This is a genomic window from Streptomyces sp. NPDC001070, from assembly GCF_053598835.1.
This window is the reverse complement of sequence record NZ_JBSFLB010000007.1, coordinates 90,377-107,248: the sequence shown is the minus strand read 5'-3', so window position 1 is coordinate 107,248 and position 16,872 is coordinate 90,377. Positions and strand designations below refer to the sequence as shown.

The 16,872-nt window shown below is 73.0% G+C and carries 13 protein-coding genes and 1 tRNA gene; 10 read left to right on the top strand and 4 right to left on the bottom strand.

What is annotated here, in order from left to right; genetic code table 11:
• The first annotated feature begins 485 nt into the window (after nucleotides 1–485).
• Nucleotides 486–564: transfer RNA gene (locus ACWDAS_RS11280), tRNA-Ser, on the top strand.
• A gap of 149 nt (nucleotides 565–713) precedes the next feature.
• Here the strand turns inward: ACWDAS_RS11280 and ACWDAS_RS11275 are convergent.
• Together ACWDAS_RS11275 and ACWDAS_RS11270 are read right to left on the bottom strand one after the other, a co-directional pair.
• Complete coding sequence (locus tag ACWDAS_RS11275; protein ID WP_450388622.1) at nucleotides 714–1,232, bottom strand: hypothetical protein; 519 nt, start codon at nucleotides 1,230–1,232, stop codon at nucleotides 714–716.
• Nucleotides 1,229–1,966, bottom strand: coding sequence for a hypothetical protein (locus tag ACWDAS_RS11270; protein ID WP_450388621.1), 738 nt, complete (start codon nucleotides 1,964–1,966; stop codon nucleotides 1,229–1,231). Before ACWDAS_RS11270 ends, ACWDAS_RS11275 begins: the two co-directional genes overlap by 4 nt.
• A gap of 382 nt (nucleotides 1,967–2,348) precedes the next feature.
• Between ACWDAS_RS11270 and ACWDAS_RS11265 the strand changes: the two genes are divergently transcribed.
• Complete coding sequence (locus ACWDAS_RS11265) at nucleotides 2,349–3,716, top strand: FtsK/SpoIIIE domain-containing protein (RefSeq protein ID WP_450388620.1); 1,368 nt, start codon at nucleotides 2,349–2,351, stop codon at nucleotides 3,714–3,716.
• A 74-nt stretch (nucleotides 3,717–3,790) separates the two neighbouring features.
• Nucleotides 3,791–4,753, top strand: a complete 963-nt coding sequence (gene pip / locus ACWDAS_RS11260; protein WP_450388619.1) for a prolyl aminopeptidase — start codon at nucleotides 3,791–3,793, stop codon at nucleotides 4,751–4,753.
• 21 nt (nucleotides 4,754–4,774) lie between these two features.
• Here pip and ACWDAS_RS11255 read toward each other — a convergent pair whose 3' ends face one another.
• Nucleotides 4,775–6,241 (bottom strand): multicopper oxidase family protein, encoded by a 1,467-nt coding sequence (locus ACWDAS_RS11255; RefSeq protein WP_450388618.1) that lies wholly within the window; start codon nucleotides 6,239–6,241, stop codon nucleotides 4,775–4,777.
• 532 nt (nucleotides 6,242–6,773) lie between these two features.
• Here ACWDAS_RS11255 and ACWDAS_RS11250 point away from each other — a divergent pair.
• From ACWDAS_RS11250 to ACWDAS_RS11220, 7 genes are all read left to right on the top strand, one after another.
• Nucleotides 6,774–7,079 carry a hypothetical protein gene (locus ACWDAS_RS11250; protein WP_450388617.1) on the top strand — a complete coding sequence of 102 codons (306 nt, stop codon included), beginning with the start codon at nucleotides 6,774–6,776 and terminating at the stop codon, nucleotides 7,077–7,079.
• Between the two features lie 174 nt (nucleotides 7,080–7,253).
• Nucleotides 7,254–8,177, top strand: coding sequence for a Zn-ribbon domain-containing OB-fold protein (locus ACWDAS_RS11245; protein ID WP_450388616.1), 924 nt, complete (start codon nucleotides 7,254–7,256; stop codon nucleotides 8,175–8,177).
• 16 nt (nucleotides 8,178–8,193) lie between these two features.
• On the top strand, nucleotides 8,194–8,580 hold the full coding sequence (locus ACWDAS_RS11240; RefSeq protein ID WP_450388848.1) for a MaoC/PaaZ C-terminal domain-containing protein: 387 nt from the start codon (nucleotides 8,194–8,196) through the stop codon (nucleotides 8,578–8,580).
• Nucleotides 8,577–9,767 carry a lipid-transfer protein gene (locus tag ACWDAS_RS11235; protein WP_450388615.1) on the top strand — a complete coding sequence of 397 codons (1,191 nt, stop codon included), beginning with the start codon at nucleotides 8,577–8,579 and terminating at the stop codon, nucleotides 9,765–9,767. Before ACWDAS_RS11240 ends, ACWDAS_RS11235 begins: the two co-directional genes overlap by 4 nt.
• Before the next feature lie 120 nt (nucleotides 9,768–9,887).
• On the top strand, nucleotides 9,888–10,907 hold the full coding sequence (locus tag ACWDAS_RS11230) for a DUF1906 domain-containing protein (RefSeq protein ID WP_450388614.1): 1,020 nt from the start codon (nucleotides 9,888–9,890) through the stop codon (nucleotides 10,905–10,907).
• A 162-nt stretch (nucleotides 10,908–11,069) separates the two neighbouring features.
• Nucleotides 11,070–11,594 (top strand): SigE family RNA polymerase sigma factor, encoded by a 525-nt coding sequence (locus tag ACWDAS_RS11225; RefSeq protein WP_450388613.1) that lies wholly within the window; start codon nucleotides 11,070–11,072, stop codon nucleotides 11,592–11,594.
• A gap of 79 nt (nucleotides 11,595–11,673) precedes the next feature.
• Nucleotides 11,674–13,323 (top strand): long-chain fatty acid--CoA ligase, encoded by a 1,650-nt coding sequence (locus ACWDAS_RS11220; RefSeq protein WP_450388612.1) that lies wholly within the window; start codon nucleotides 11,674–11,676, stop codon nucleotides 13,321–13,323.
• 99 nt (nucleotides 13,324–13,422) lie between these two features.
• Here ACWDAS_RS11220 and ACWDAS_RS11215 read toward each other — a convergent pair whose 3' ends face one another.
• The gene (locus ACWDAS_RS11215) at nucleotides 13,423–16,713 is read right to left on the bottom strand and encodes a PAS domain-containing protein (RefSeq protein ID WP_450388611.1); all 3,291 of its coding nucleotides are present in this window, start codon (nucleotides 16,711–16,713) and stop codon (nucleotides 13,423–13,425) included.
• Between the last annotated feature and the right edge of the window lie 159 nt (nucleotides 16,714–16,872).

Genomic DNA, 16,872 nt, shown 5'->3' with positions numbered 1-16,872 from the left:
GTTCCTTTCGAACGTGAGAGGCGCGCATCATCGCACGCGTCCCAATCGCGTCCACCAGCAGGGATCCGTTGGTCCAGTACGCCAACAGCCGCGCACGTCGGTGGTGCCTCAAGTACTGCAGTGCCACGCCAGAGCCCTGTGCCTGGCCGCACTAGCGCAGAACCCAGCACAACAGGGCGGGGCTCTCTCGGCTGCCGAGCCTGTGCCTGTCTCCCCCGCTCCGTCCTGCACCGCTCGTTGTCCTGGTCTTTGTCCAGTGCGCCAACGGTCGCCACCATTCGCCTCCGTAGTGCGCGCCCCGTTTGAGCCGTGACGCGAACCATCTGCGAACGCCGCCGACCGGGGTGGCGGACAGTTCGAAATCGTGTGTGGGAGAGGACAGCCGGCAGCTGTCTGAAGCGAGGGTCTCCAGGAGTACTGCGGCCAACCCGCGGCCGGGCAGTCACGCCTGGAGACCTCTTGGTCGTCGCCGCCACAGGTCAGAGGGCTATTCGGTCGTGGAAGCGTGCGGTCTTGAAAACCGTCGTGGCAGCGATGTCACCGTGGGTTCAAATCCCACACTCTCCGCAATGGCCCGCAAAGGCAGAGGCCGGAGGGGCGCCCTGGACACGGGGGCACCCGCTCCGGCGTTCCGTCCCGCGCACCGCGTCCCGGCGGCACCAAGGTGCCGCCGGGGCGTACGGCCCCACCACGGTCACGCCGCGGTGGCGTTCCTACTGCGGCGCCTGCTTTCTCTCGGTGTAGTACGCGTACGCGAACTCCCCGTGGAGGGAACCGGAGACGTCCGCCGTGAAGCCGACGGACCCGGTCGCGGGGATGTCCACGCTCCGCTGGCGGACGGCGTTTCCGCAGGTGTACGTCCCGCGCAGGCGCGGGAGGGGTTTCCCGTCGACCGTGATGTCCACCAGGGCCCGGGACTTGCCGGTGCAGGTGAACGCGAACGTCACGCTCAGCACACCCTCGGGCGCGCCGGCCAGTGTGTTGCCGAGCTGGGGTGCCGGCCGGCCGCGTCCGCGGGAGATGACCTCCCGGCCGGTGAACGCCCGGTCGAGGACGGCTTCGGCACCGGATCCGTCCTCGCGCGGGACTTCGTGCGCGGCGGAGCGACTCGCGCCGGGGACCGCATGCGGGGAGGCGGACGGGCCGCCGGGGTCGCACGCGGTCGCGAGCATCGTCGCGGCCAGTGCGCAGAGCAGCAGCGAGGCGCGCCCCGTGCGGACGGCGGAGTTCACGACGCCACGCGTCCGATGGAGATGTCTCCCTTGCGCGGTGTGCTGATGACGATCGTCTTCGTCCTCAGGTTGCAGGGCGGCGCCACCCAGGGCTTCACCGCGGTGAGGTTCCAGCCGGCCTGGCCCAGGACGGCGCGGTAGCCCTTGCCGGTCGTGTTCGTGTCGGTGACCGTCTGCGTCCCGGTCCAGGTCCACGAGTTGCTGATCTTGGTGTCGACCTCCACCTTCGCCTTGTCGACGATGATCGACGCCTCGGCCTCGTATCCGACACCGATGTCCCAGGTGGAGGTGTGACTTCCGGTGATCGTCCAGCCGACCGTCTGCCGCGCCGGCAGCCAGGTCGACTGGGGGTGACCCCGGTCCGGCATGAAGTACGGCCTGCCGGTGACCTTGTACGTGGGGCGGTCGTTCACCTCCGGACAGGCGCTCGGCGTCGAACCGCCCCCTTCCTTGGCGGGCTTGTCGCTCTCGATGGCGAAGGTCCGCTCGTCGGCGGCGCCCACGACGCTGCCGTCGTCCAGGACTGTGCCGGCGCCGGGAGCGGGAACCGCCTCCCCGCCGGGCTCGATCGCCCCGCTTCCCGGCTCGGTGCCGGGGCCCTCCGTCGCGGGGACCCCCGCGGCGACCCTGGGGCCGGAGTCCGGCGAATCCGCGGGATCCGCGGCCAGGGACTGTGTCGCGTTGCCCAGGAGCAGTAAGCCGGAACTGACGGCGACAGCGCAGTGCTTCAGCATGTTTCCCCCTGTCGATGGCCCTTGACGGGCCGCATGCCGGTGATCAAAGCATGGACCTGTCATGTCCGGAAAGGCGGCTTGAGGGGCTTTTGAGGCTTCCCGGGGTGACGAAGAGCACACCGAACGCGGCTCGGCGTGACCAGGGGCTTTGCCGCGATCGCGGCCGGCGGTACCGGGCAACCGGCAGCCCCGGCCCGGCGGATCGGCCGAGCGTCGCCCGTCCGGCGTCGCGGGGCGGAACGCCGGTGTCGATGACGGGGCGGGAGGCCTGCGGCTGCGAGAATACGCTTAACGGTCAAACCGGGCATGGGATCTCCCTACCGCCAAGGGCGGTTGCCGCGCCGGTTCCGGCCGCCGCCTCGAACGGCAAGGGCTGGTCACCATGACGGGCATCGCGCTCCTGGGTCTGCTGCTGGCCTCGGCCGGTGGCCTGGCCTACGCCCGTGAACGGTTCCCCGCGGTGTTCTGGCTGCTGATCGGGCTGCCGCTGGCCTGGGGCCGGTTCCTGACGACGTACGGCTCCACGATGGTGGCGTGCGGGCTGGCGGTGCCGCCGTCACGGACGCGGGCCCTGGTGGTCCGCGCGGTCGGGCGCCGGGACGTCCAGCCGGTTCCGCCGCGGATCCGCAGGGTCGGCGGCTCGCTCATCGGCATGCGGGTGCGGCTGCGGCTGCCGGGCGGGCTGGAGCCGGCCGACGTGGCCGCCGCGTCCAACCGGTTGCGCCACGCCTGGGGCGTGCACGCGGTGCATGTGGCCGAGGTCGGGCCCGGGCTGGTGGAGTTGCGGATGACCGGTTACGACGTGCTCCGCGAGGTGCGGATGCCGCGCCGCCTGCCGTCCGGGCCGATGGTGGTACCGGTCGCGCTGCGGGACGACGGGACCGCCTTCGTGCGGAACTACCGGGAGATCCCGCACGCGCTCACCCTCGGGGCGAACCAGTCGGGCAAGTCGATGTACCAGCGGAATTTGATCATGAACCTGGCCAGGCTGCCCGTGGCCCTGGTGGGCATCGACTGCAAGGGCGGGGTGGAGCAGGTCCCGTACGCGTCCCGCCTGTCGGCCCTGGCCACCGACCGGGAGCAGGCGTCGGATCTGCTGGAGGCGCTGGTGGGGGAGATGGAGGACCGGTTCGCCCTGCTCAAGGAGTGCCAGCGCACGGCGCTCACCACCCCGGAGGAGGAGGTCGCCTCCGACATCTGGGGGCTGCCCGCGTACGTGCGGCCGGTGCCCATCGTGGTCCTGGTCGACGAGGTCGCCGAACTGTTCCTGAACGCCACGAAGAAGGACGAGGAACGACGGGACCGCATGGTCGCGAACCTGATCCGGCTGGCGCAGCGGGCCCGCGCGGTCGGCATCTATCTGGAGATCTGCGGGCAGCGTTTCGGGGTCGAGCTCGGCAAGGGCGCCGCCACGCTCCGGTCGCAGCTGGCCGGTCGCGTCGTGCACCGCGTCAACAGGCAGACCGCCGAGATCGGCCTGGGCGACATCTCACCCGAGGCGATGGCCGCCGCGGCCGCCATCGCCCGGGACCGGGTGGGCGTCGCGGTGGCCGGCGACGCCTCAGGAGGCTGGTCCCACATCCGTACCCCGCTGGTGTCGATCGCCGAGACCGCGGCCGTCTGCCGGGCCTACGTCCACCTGGTGCCCGACCTGCCGGCCCTGGATCCGTACCGTCCCTCCGCCCAGGACGAACCGGACGGACCGGCCGGGCCGGGGCCCTTCCCCCGGCCCCGCTCCGGCCCCGAGTGACGCCGGGGCCGCGGCCCGGCGCGTGAACGGCTAGCCTCGCGGGGTCGTTCGCCGGTGCGGAGGAGGGGATCGTGATGGCAGCAGCGGGGTTTCCGCTGATCGAGCCGTATGCGTCGGGGCTGCTCGACGTCGGGGACGGGCAGCGCGTCTACTGGGAGACCAGCGGCAACCCGGAGGGCAAGCCGGTCCTGTGCGTGCACGGGGGCCCGGGCTCCGGGGGGAAGCGGGGCAGCAAGAAGACCTTCGATCCGGAGGTGTACCGGATCGTGCTGTTCGATCAGCGGGGGTGCGGGCAGAGCCTGCCGCACGTCTCGGACCCGGCGGTGTCGCTCGAGCACAACACGACCGAGCACCTGATCGCCGACATGGAGCGGCTGCGCGAACACCTGGGCGTCGAGCGGTGGATGCTGTACGGCGGCTCGTGGGGGTCGACGCTGATCCTGGCGTACGCGCAGCGGTACCCCGAGCGGGTGTCGGAGATCGTGATCGTCGGGGTCACCACGACCCGGCGGGAGGAGATCGACTGGCTCTACCGCGGCGTGGCCCGGCTGATTCCGGGGCCGTGGGAGGCGTTCCGGGACGCGCTGCCGCCCGAGGACCGGGACGGGGACCTGGTGGCCGCGTACGACCGGCTGGTGAACGGCCCGGACGCGGCGGTGCGGGAGAAGGCCGTACGCGACTGGGTCACCTGGGAGGACGCGGTCATCGCCCACGAGACGAACGGCCACCCGGGGGCCTACAGCGACCGGCCGGACGACGACCTGGTCGCCCTCGTGCGGATCTGCGCGCACTACTTCGCCAACGGCGCGTGGCTGGAGGAGGGGCAGCTGCTGCGGGACGCGCACCGCCTGGCCGGGATCCCGGGGGTGCTGATCCACGGGCGGCTGGACCTGGGCAGTCCGCTGACGACCGCGTGGGAGCTGGCGAAGGCGTGGCCCGACGCGGAGCTCCAGGTGATCGACGACTCCGGCCACACGGGCAGCCCCGCCATGGGGGAGGCGGTCGTGGCGGCGGTGCGGCGCTTCGGCACGCGCTGACGCCGCCCCGGACGCGCGCGGTCACTTGCCGCCGGGCTCGTCCCGGCGGCTTGGCGGGACGATGTCGAGGACGGCCATCATGCCCATGTCCTCGTGGTTGAGGATGTGGCAGTGCAGCACCGTCCGGCCGGTGAAGTCCGTGAAGGGGATGCGGATGACGACGTTGCCGCGGGCGGGCACGTTGACCGTGTCGAACCAGCGGTGGTCCGGGTCGGTGGCCTTCCCGTCGATGCTCATCAGCTGGAACTGGTTGGTGTGGACGTGGAAGGAGTGCTCCTCGTCCGTGTCGTTGCGGACGGTCCACTCCTCGACGGTGTTCAGCACCGAGGTGAAGTCGACCCGGTTCGGCGCGTACATGCGGCCGTTGATGTAGAACTTGTCGCCCGCCGCGTTCTCGGTGAACACCACCGTCTTGCGGTCCGCGATCGTGGCGTGCGCCAGGTCCTCGTTGGGCGCGAAGCCGGTCGGGATCCGGGCCGGGGGCATGGGGGCACCGGAGGTGACGACGGTGGCCAGGTCGGTGCGCGGGAAGCGGTTGCCGGCCTTCCCGGTGTCGTAGGCGAGGGTCTCCAGTGTGGCGGTGCCGGGCGGGCCGCCCTGCACCAGGACGTCGAAGCGGGCGCCGGCGGCGATGACCAGCGTGTCCTGCGCGTAGACCCGCCGGACCGGATAGCCGTCCTGGGCGATCACATGGAAGCGGGTGCCCTTCAGGTGCAGCCGGTAGTAGATGTTGGCGCCGATGTTGGCCAGCCGCCACAGCTGGGTCTCGCCGGGACGGATGCCGATCACGGGGTTCTGCCGGCCGTTGACGGTGCGGTTGGTGGCCGCGCCGATGGTGAGGCCGTGGGTCTTGATCGCGTCCCCGTGGATCTGGAAGTCCTTGAGCGCGACGACGTGTCCGGTGATCCCGCGCAGTGACGGGGGCAGGTACCGCTGCAGGCCGTCGACGATGATGACGCCCGACTCGCCGCCCGCGACCTGGGCGGCGGACATCATGTCCGCGTGCGAGTGGTACCAGTAGGTGCCGGGGGTGATCGTGCGCGGCAGCCGGTACGTGTAGTGGTGGCTCCTCCCGTACTTGATGGCGATGAAGATGTCGTCGGCGGGACTGCGCGGGGAGACGTGGAGCCCGTGGACGTGGACGTTGGTGTCCTCGTTCACCCGGTTGGCCATCGTGAGGTCGATGCGGTCGCCGGGCCGGACGCGGAAGGTCGGCGGCATGTACCTCCCGTTGTAGGTGAGGGCGTACAACCGGTGGTTCCCGACCCGGACCTTGCGCCGTTCGACGACGACGGTCGCCTTGAGGACGCCGTCGTGGCTGACCAGTTCCGGAGGGTCCTGCAGCCGCCGGGCCGGGCCCCCCGGGGGAGTCTGCCGGCCCTCGGGCACGGGCCGGCCGGTGGAGCGGGGGTGCCCGGACGGGGTGTGGCCCGCGCAGCCGGCGAGCCAGGCCGCGGCGAGGACCGGTCCGGCGACGAGCCAGGTCAACGTGGATCGGGAACGGGACCGGGACCGGGTCACATCTCTCCCCTGGGGAAGCCGTGCGGCCGGGCGGAGGGACGTCCGGGCGCGAGGACGTGACGGGCCGCGGGCGGTCCGTCAGCCGGAGCGTAGGAAGCGGACGCCCGCCTTCCGGTGCGCCACGCACTGGAGAGGGGCGGCATCCGCTCAAACGGCAGTACGGCAGTACGGCAGTACGGCAGTACGGCGAGCGGCCGGGCGGCAACGGGCCGGCCGGTGGGGCCCGGGGATGGATGCCGGGATTGGCCGAAAATCGTGCAGTGACGGTTCCGCATGCGCGGGGAGCGGCTCGTGTCCTCCGCGATGCGGCTGAGCAGGTCGCATGTGGTCGTTGTGGGGGTTTGTCGACAGATCGTCACGCTTGCGAGCGAAAGGGTGCAAGGCCCTGCTTGTCCGTCATGCCGCTGGGCAACTCTGCTTGCGGCGACGCCGCAGAGCCGGCGGTGCGGTCGGCCGACCGCACCGCGCACCTCGCATCCACTCCTCCGGAGGGAAACACATGGCAAGCATCCGTACCGCCCGAGTCATGGCCGCCGTGGCCGCGCTGCCGCTGGCCGCGGCGCTGTTCGCCGGCACGGCGGCGGCCGACAACGGCGCCGTGGCGGGTGGCGACTCCAACGCGACCGCGGTGAGCAACAGCGGAGGCGATGTCGGCCGCGACAACTTCGGAACGGTGACGACGACGCAGCAGGCGGCGACCGGGGCGGGCGCGTCCAACCAGAACAGTACGGCGAGTGTGGTGGGTTCGGCCTTCACCACCATCAACCAGCCGTCCCTGAACATCCACTTCGGGCCCATGTGGTGAGCGACCCGGCCCGCCGGGGCGGGCCCAGGGGCTGAAGGGTCGGCTGCGCGACGGCAACCTCACTGCCGTCGCGCAGTCATGTCCGGAGTTGTCCACAGCCTGTGGACAACTCCTTTCGATCGGGCGTCTTGACAGCGGTGGGGCTCCCTGGTCAATCTGACGATCAGTCAGAAAATGGGAGCGGTGAGCGCGACGATGGCGACCGACGGCCTGCACGAGCGGCTCGTGGCGTACGAGGGGCGCCCCGCCGCCCTCGCGGGCGAGGGCAAGGACCCCGTCAACACACCCATGATCCGCCACTGGTGCGAGGCGATGGGCCACCCGGTCCCCCCGGACGGCACGGCGCCCGCGCCCATGCTCCAGGTGTGGACCATGGGCGGGCTCTCCGGCCACACCGGCACCGCCGCGGGGGGCGCCCGCGCCGGTGCCTACGACGAACTGCTCGCGCTGCTCGACGGCGCGGGCTGCACCGCGGTCGTCGCCACCGACTGCGAGCAGGAGTACCTGCGGCCGCTGCGCCCGGGCGAGCGGATCACCTTCGACGCCGTGATCGAGTCCGTGTCGCCGCGCAAGACCACCCGCCTCGGCACCGGGTACTTCGTCACCACCCGCATGGACGTCCGCGCCGACGGTGAACCCGCCGGGCGCCACCGCTTCCGCATCCTCAAGTACGCCCCCGCCCGGACGCCGGGGGCCGGCCGGCCGCAGCGCCCCCGCCCCGTCGTCAACCGTGACAACGCGGGCTACTGGGAGGGCGTCGAGCGGCACGAGTTGCTCATCCAACGCTGCTCCTCCTGCGGCACCCTGCGGCTGCCGTGGCTCCCCGGCTGCAACCGCTGCGGCTCCGACGCGTGGGACACCGTACCGGCCGCCGGGCACGGCACCGTCTTCAGCCATGTCGTCATGCACCACCCGCCCTTCCCCGCCTTCGACCCGCCCTACGCGGTCGCCCTGGTCGAACTGGCCGAAGGCGTCCGCGTCCTCGGCGGCGTGGTGGGCGTGCCGTACGACAAGGTGCGCATCGGCATGCCGGTGAGGCTGGAGTTCCGGCACGCCGGCGACGAGCCGGCCGTGCCCGTCTTCCGTGCGGAGGTGTGAGATGACCGGACCGGGGGTGCGGGCGGGCGACGTCCTGCCGGAGCTGCGGATACCCGTCACGCGGACGCTGATCGTCGCCGGGGCGATCGCCACCCGCGACTACCAGGACGTCCACCACGACCACGACGCGGCACGGGCCAAGGGCTCGCCGGACGTCTTCATGAACATCCTCACCACGGGCGGGCTCGTCGGCCGCTACATCGCCGGGCACTTCGGCCCCTCGGCGGTGCTCCGCTCGGTCCGCATCCGCCTCGGCGCCCCGGTGCACCCCGGCGACGAATTGGTGTTCACCGGGGAGGTCACGGCCGTGCGCGGCACGGAGGCCACGGTGGAGGTCCTCGGCGCGGGACGGCTGGGGCGGCACGTCACGGGCACCGTGGTCGTGGAGGTGGCGGGCGGATGAGCGTGCGCAGCCGTGACGGACTGGGCGGACGGGCCGCGATCGCGGGGATCGGGGCGACGGAGTTCTCCAAGGACTCCGGCCGCAGCGAGCTGAAGCTGGCCGTGGAGGCCGTCCGGGCGGCGATCGAGGACGCCGGGCTGACGCCGGGCGACGTGGACGGCATGGTGACCTTCACCATGGACACCAGCCCGGAGATCACCGTCGCCCAGGCGGCCGGCATCGGCGAGCTCGGCTTCTTCTCCCGGGTCCACTACGGAGGCGGGGCCGCCTGCGCGACCGTGCTGCAGGCGGCGATGGCGGTCGCGACCGGGATCGCGGACGTCGTCGTCTGCTACCGGGCCTTCAACGAGCGCTCGGGCCGCCGTTTCGGCTCCGGCGTCCAGCAGCGCGAACCCTCGGCGGAGGGCGCGGCGCTCGGCGTCAACCTGCCGCCGGGACTGCTCACCCCCGCTTCATGGGTCGCCATGTCGGCACAGCGCTATCTCCACACGTACAGCCTCGAACCAGATGTTTTCGGCCATGTCGCAGTCGCCGGCCGCCGGCACGCCGCGACCAACCCGGCCGCGTACTTCCACGGCCGGCCGATCACCCTCGCCGACCACGCGGCCTCGCGCTGGATCGTCGAACCGCTGCGCCTGCTCGACTGCTGCCAGGAGACAGACGGCGGCCAGGCCCTGGTCGTCACCAGCGCCGAGCGCGCCCGCGACCTGCGGCACCCCCCGGCCGTCGTCACGGCGGCGGCCCAGGGTGCGGGGCGCGGCCAGGAGCAGATGACCAGTTACTACCGGCCGGACCAGGACCTGTGCGGGCTGCCCGAGACGGGCGTCGTGGCGCGGCAGCTGTGGCGCACCTCGGGACTGCGCCCGGCGGACGTCGACACCGCCGTCCTCTACGACCACTTCACCCCCTTCGTCCTGATGCAGCTGGAGGAGTTCGGCTTCTGCGGGCGCGGCGAGGCGGCCGCGTTCGCCGCCGACGGCGGTCTCGAACTGGGCGGCCGGCTGCCCGTCAACACCCACGGCGGTCAGCTCGGCGAGGCGTATCTGCACGGCATGAACGGCATCGCGGAGGCGGTGCGGCAGGTGCGCGGCACCAGCGTCAACCAGGTGCCGGGCGCGGCCCATGTGCTCGTCACGGCGGGCACGGGGGTGCCGACCTCGGGGCTGCTGCTGGGGGCGGCGGCCTGAGCCGCCCGCCCCGGCACCGGCGCGCCACCCGGCCCATCCGGGGCTCCGTGTTGCTGCGTACGGCTGAAACCGGGGCGTGGCTCCCCGGTTCGCGGGCGGCCGCCTGCGTTCACTCGACGCATGCCCGAACACAAGCCGATCATCCGACACGGCGCGATCGTGGCGATGGTGCTGGCCTGTCTCCTGGCCGGCCCCGCCGCTGCCGAGGCCGTCGTGCCGGGTCCCGCCGCGTCGGTCGCCGGACCGGCCTCGGTGACGGCTTCCGCGCCGACGGCGGGCCGGGTGCACCAGTCGGCCCGAGCGCCCGGCGACGGCGGTGACGACGGCCCGTACGGCTTCGCGGACAGCGGGCTGCTCGACGGCCTGGACCTCCCGTACGGTCTGGACGGGGGCGGTGCCCGCGAGGGCCCGGCCGGTCCGACCCGCGTCTACCGCGGCTACGGCTTCGACACCTGCCGCACCCCGCCGCTGTCCACGATGCGGGCCTGGCTGCGTTCCAGATACCGCGCCATCGGCGTCTACTACGGCGGACGCGCCCGCGCCTGCAGCACCCAGCGCCACCTCAACCGCAACTGGGTGCGCTCGGTGCACCGGATGGGCTGGCGCATCCTGCCGATCTACGTCGGCTCGCAGTCGCCCTGCGTACGCGGCAGACACCTGCGCCACCACAGGATCGACACCGACGACCCCTGGGACCAGGGTGCGAGCGAGGGCTGGGACGCCGTGCGCACCGCGGCCGACCTGGGCTTCGAAGAGGGCAGCGCGCTCTACCTCGACATGGAGGCGTACAACGTCAAGAAGTCCCGCTGCGCGGACCAGACCCTCGACTTCATCAGGGCCTGGGACCGCGAGGTCGGCGACGCCGGCTATCTGCCGGGGCTCTACAGCAGCTCGGATTCCGGCATCCGGCACATCGAGCGGGCCCGCCGGCAGGGCTACGACGACCTGCCGCGCGCCGTCTGGTTCGCCCGCTGGCAGGGGAGACCCTCGGTGCGCGACGAACCGGTCCTCAGCCGGGACGCCTGGCATCCGCACGGCCGCATCCACCAGTTCTCGGGCAGCGTGCGCGAGAAGCACGGCGGACGGCGGCTGGCGATCGACCGCAACCGGCTGGACGGGCCGGTGGCCGTCGTCGGATGAGCCGCCGGACGGCCGCCCCCCGGGGGGTGACCCGTAGGGGCGGCGGGGCCGTCCTCAGCCCTCCGGAGGTGGGGCGGACCCCCGTCCTACGACTTCAGGGTGACCCCGCTTCGGCACCTGCGGCGGATCCCCGGCACCCGGCCCGGCTCCTAGCTTTGAGCCATGACCACGCCCGTGTGCACAAGCGCCTCGCAGGCCCAGTTCACCCGCTACGTCCGGGCCAAGGGCCCGGCGCTGCTGCGGACCGCGCGCTCGCTCACCGCCAACCCGTGCGACGCCGAGGACCTGCTGCAGACCGCCCTGACCAAGACCTACCTGGCGTGGGACCGGATAGACGACCACCGGGCGCTGGACGGCTACGTCCGCCGCACGCTGGTCAACACCCGCACCTCGCAGTGGCGCAGGCGCCGCGTCGAGGAGTACGCGACCGACGAACTCCCCGAGCCGCACGGCCATGCCGTCGCGGGCCCCGACGGGGCGGAGCAGCAGGCGCAGCGCGACGCGATGCTGCGCGCGATCGCCCGGCTGCCCGCCCGCCAGCGGGCGATGGTCGTCCTGCGGTACTACGAGGACATGAGCGAGGCTCAGACCGCCGAGGTGCTCGGGGTCTCGGTCGGCACGGTCAAGAGCGCGGTCTCGCGCGCCCTGGGCAAATTGCGCGAGGACCCCGAATTGCGCCTGGGGTAGTGACATACCGTGCGGTATGCCAGCAGAATCTCAGCACCCACCTACCCACGCGTAGCCCGCTTCAACGAGGAGGCGCCCGGTGCTGAGCACAATGCAGGACGTTCCCCTGCTGGTGTCCCGGATTTTGAGCCACGGCTCGACGGTGCACGGCAGGTCGCAGGTGACGACCTGGACGGGCGAGGGCGAGCCGCAGCGCCGCTCGTTCGCCGAGATCGGTGCCCGTGCCGCCCGCCTGGCGCACGCGCTCCGCGACGAACTCGGCGTCCGGCAGGACGACCGCGTCGCGACCCTGATGTGGAACAACGCCGAGCACGTCGAGGCGTACTTCGCGATCCCCTCCATGGGGGCGGTCCTCCACACGCTCAACCTGCGGCTGCCCGCGGAGCAGTTGGTCTTCATCGCCAATCACGCCGCCGACCGCGTGATCCTGGTCAACGGCACCCTCATCCCCCTGCTGGCGCCGCTGCTGCCGGCCATGGAGTCCGTCGAGCACATCGTGGTCGTCGGCCCCGGCGACACCTCGCCGCTGGAGGGCCGCCGCCCCACCCTGCACGCGTACGAGACCCTCATCGACGGCCGCCCGGACACCTACGACTGGCCGCAGCTGGACGAGCGTTCCGCGGCCGCCATGTGCTACACCTCGGGCACCACCGGCGACCCCAAGGGCGTGCTGTTCTCGCACCGTTCGATCTACCTGCACTCCCTGCAGGTCAACATGGCCGAGTCGATGGGCCTGACCGACCGCGACACGACCCTGGTCGTCGTGCCGCAGTTCCACGTCAACGCCTGGGGCCTGCCGCACGCCACCTTCATGACCGGCATCAACATGCTCATGCCGGACCGCTTCCTGCAGCCCGGCCCGCTCGCCGAGATGATCGAGAGCGAGCGTCCCACGCACGCCGCCGCCGTCCCCACGATCTGGCAGGGCCTGCTCGCCGAACTCGCCGTCACACCGCGCGACATCGGCAGCATGAGCCACGTCACCATCGGCGGATCCGCCTGCCCGCCCTCCCTGATGGAGGCGTACGACAAGCTCGGCGTCCGCCTCCTGCACGCATGGGGCATGACCGAGACCTCCCCGCTGGGCACCATGGCCCACCCGCCGGCCGGCCTCACCGAGGAGGAGCAGTGGCCGTACCGGATCACCCAGGGCCGCTTCCCCGCCTCCGTGGAGGCCCGGCTGGTCGGCCCGGCCGGTGAGATCCTGCCGTGGGACGGGGAGTCCGCCGGCGAACTGGAGGTCCGCGGCCCGTGGATCGCCGCGGCCTACTACGGCGGTGCCGACGCCGAAGTCCTGCGCCCCGAGGACAAGTTCAGCCCCGACGGCTGGCTGCGCACCGGCGACGTCGGCACGATCACCCACGACGGCTACCTGACGCTGACCGACCGCGCCAAGGACGTCATCAAGTCGGGCGGCGAGTGGATCTCCTCCGTCGAGCTGGAGAACGCCATCATGGCCCACCCGGCCGTCGCCGAGGCCGCGGTCGTGGCCGTCCCCGACGAGCGCTGGGGCGAGCGGCCGCTCGCCACGGTCGTCCTCAAGGACGGCAGCACGGTCGGCTACGAGGAGCTCCGGACCTTCCTCGGCGAGAGCATCGCCCGCTGGCAGCTGCCCGAGCGCTGGGCCGTCATACCGGCCGTGCCGAAGACCTCGGTCGGCAAGTTCGACAAGAAGGTGATCCGCCGCCAGTACGCGCAGGGCGAGCTGGACGTCACCAAGCTCGTCTGACGACACCGGCCGACGGGCCCCGGGGGGCTCCCCGGGGCCCGTCGCGTCGATCGGGACAGGGGGAGCGGCGACGGCCGGGGGCGGCCGTCCGCGGGGCGGTCAGGATCCGATCTTGCCGAGCATGTCGACGATGCGCCCCTGGACGTCCGTGCTGGTCGACCGCTCCGCGAGGAAGAGGACGGTCTCCCCGGACGCCAGCCGCGGCAGCTCCGCCGGGTCGATGTCGACCGCGGTGTAGACGACCATCGGCGTGCGCTTCAGCCGGCCGTTCGTCCGCAGCCAGTCCACGATGCCCTGGCGTCTGCGGCGGATCAGCATCAGGTCCATCACGACGAGGTTCGGGTGCATCTGCGCCGCGAGCGTCATCGCGTCCGCCTCGGACTGGGCGTGCGCGACCTGCATCCCCCGCCGCTCCAGCGTCGCGGTGAAGGCCTGGGCGATCGGCGTGTGGCCCTCGATCAGCAGCACCCGCGGCGGGTGCTGCTCGCTGTCGCGCGGGGCCAGTGCCTTGAGGAGCACGGCGGGATCGGCTCCGTACGCGGCCTCGCGGGTCGCCTGGCCGAGACCCGCCGTGACGAGGACCGGCACCTCGGCCTGTGCCGCCGCCTGGCGCAGCGACTGCAGCGCGGTACGCGTGATGGGCCCGGTCAGCGGGTCCACGAAGAGCGCGGCGGGGGGCTCGGCGACCTGGGCGTCGACCTCCTCGCGCGAGCGGACGATGACCGGGCGGTAGCCGCGGTCCGTCAGCGCCTGGCGGGTGGCGACGTCGGGCTCCGGCCAGACCAGCAGCCGGCGCGGCTCGTCCAGCACGGCCCCGGGCTCGGGGCCGGTCTCCTCCGTGACGTCGACGGCGCCGTTGGGGCCGTCGAGCGGCTCCGGGCCCTCGGTCGACTCCGTGGGAGCGCCTATGGCGTACGCCCGGCCCGGGGTCTCCGTCCCGTTCACGGGCGCGGGTGCCACGGCCTTCGGCGCCTCGGGCTCCGCGGGGGTGGCCAGCTTGCGGCGCCGCCCGGAGCCGGACGACGGCTGGGCGACCTGCTCGTTGATCTGCTGGGCGAAGGCGACGCCCTGGCCGAGGGTGCGCACGCTGATGGCCCGGCCCTGCGTACCGCCGTCGCTCGGCGTGGACTGCGGCTGGGGCTGCGCCGGCGCGGGCGCCGGTGCCTGCGGCGGGACCATGGGCTGCGGCTGGGGCGGCGCCACGGGCTGCGGCTCGGGGCTGCGCTGCGTCTGCTCGGGGATCATCGGCGGCTCGACGGCCGGCGGTTCCGGCAGGGGCGCAGGGGCGGGCGGGGGAAGCCGCCGCGGGTCGACGATCGCCGACGGCCGGGGGGTGCTCTCCACGATGCCGCGCGGGCGGCGGGCCGAGCCCTGGGCCTCCGGCCACTGGGTCGCCGGGGTGGCGGGGACCGAGGGCGCGGCCGGCAGCGCGGGAAGTTCCGGGGCGACGGGGGCCTCGGCGGCGGCCCGGCGCGCACGGCGGCCGTTGCCCGCGGTGTTCTGCGCCGGCGCCTCGGGCAGCGCGGGCAGCAGCTGCGGCTGCTGCGGCTGCTCAGGGGCGCCGCGGCGGGCCCGGCGTCCGGTGGGCTGCTCCGCCGCCTCGGCGGGGGCGGCCGGTGCCTGCGGCTGGGGCTGGGGTTGCGGCTGGGGCTCTTCGGGGCGCCGCAGGGCGCGGCGCCGTCCGGTCGGGGTGGGTGTGTCCGTGGTCGGTGCGGCGGGCAGCGCGAGCGCGGCACCGGCGCCCGGCGCGGGGGCCGCCGCCGGCAGGGCCGGTTGGGGCTGCTGCGGTGCCGGGACGGGCACGGGCGCGGCGGGGAGCGCGGGCACCGGGGCCGCCTGGACCCGGCCCCGGGCGGCGCGGGCCGTACCGCGCACCGGCTCGGCCGGCACCGGCATGACGGTCGTCTCCGACTCGCGCCGGGGCTCCTTGACCGCGGTCTTCGCCCCGCCCTTGCCGACCGGTACCTCCATCACGTACGCGCTGCCCTGCCCGGGCACCTCGTGCGTCTGGAGCACGCCGCCGTGCTTCTCGACGATGCCCCGAGCGATCGGCACGTGCACCGGATTGCCGCCGGCGTGCGGGCCGCGGACCTCGATGCGGACGGAGTCGCCGCGCTGCGCCGCCGCCACCACGATCGTGGAGTCGACACCGCCGACCACGACCGGCACATTGCCGGCCGCGTCCACACCCGCGACGTCCGCGATCAGGTGGGACAGCGCCTGCGACATCCGCTCGGCGTCCACGGTCGCCTCGATCGGCGGCGCGTGCACCGCGTACTGGGCGCGCCCGGGACCGATCAGCTCGATCGCCGCCTCGACACCGGACGCCACGACCTTGTCCATCGAGGTCGTCTCGCGCTGGAGCTTGTCCTCGCCGCGGTCGAGCCGCTGGAAGGCGAGCACGCTGTCGATCAGCGTGGTGATCCGCGCGTAGCCCGCGGTGAGGTGGTGCAGGATCTGGTTGGCCTCCGGCCACAGTTGCCCGGCCGGGTCGTTGGCCAGTCCGGCGAGCTCGCCGCGCAGTTCGTCCAGCGGGCCGCGCAGGGCCTCGCCGAGCAGCGACTGCAGCTGCGCGTTGCGTGCGGCGAGCGCGTCGAAGCGCGTGCGGTCGGTGAAGGTCATCACGGCGCCGACCAGCTGGTCGCCCTCGCGTACCGGCGCCGTGATCAGGTCGACCGGAACCGAGCGCCCGTCCTTGCGCCACAGCACCTGGCCGCGGACCCGGTGCTTCAGCCCGGAGCGCAGCGTCTCGGAGAGCGGCGTCTCCTCGGCCGGCAGCGGGCTGCCGTCCGGACGGGAGTGGTGCACCAGCGGGTGCAGCTCCTGCCCGCCGAGGTCGGTGGCCCGGAAGCCCAGGATCTGCGCGGCCGAGGGATTGACCAGGACGATCTTGCCGTCGGTGTCGACGCCGATCACGCCCTCGCTCGCGGCGCGCAGGATCATCTCGGTCTGGCGCTGCTGTCGGGCGAGTTCGGCCTCGGTGTCCAGGGTCCCGGTCAGGTCGCGGACGACCAGCATCAGCAGCTCGTCGCCGGTGTAGCTGTACGTCTCGGCGAAAGGTGTGCGGGCGTCGTCGAGGTTCGCGCTCGTGACCTCCACCGGAATTTCACTGCCGTCGGTCCGCCGGGCGACCATCCGGGTCGGCTTGGTGCGGCCCACGTCGTCGTCGGGGCGGCGCATCGAACCGGGGATGCGACGCGCGTCGAACGCCGGCAGGAGATCCAGCAGCCCGCGGCCCACGAGGGCGGTGCCGGGCGACTCGAAGGTCTCCAGGGCGATGGAATTGGCGTTGACGACGGTCCCGTTGGCGTTCACCAGCAGCAGCGCGTCGGGGAGCGCGTCGAGTATTGCCGCGAGGCGAGCAGCGCCTCGGGATGGCCTGCTGCTCACGAGACGCGTCCTCCCTGAAAACCGCACTTGCTGCCGCGCCGCCACCCGCGAAGGGGGCTTCCACCGGTGGTGGCCATCTTGCCGCCGACCGGGGGGCATGTCACTAGAGCGAGTGTACGGGCAGCGGTTGGCCACGAGGCTCCGGATACCCATGTCCCG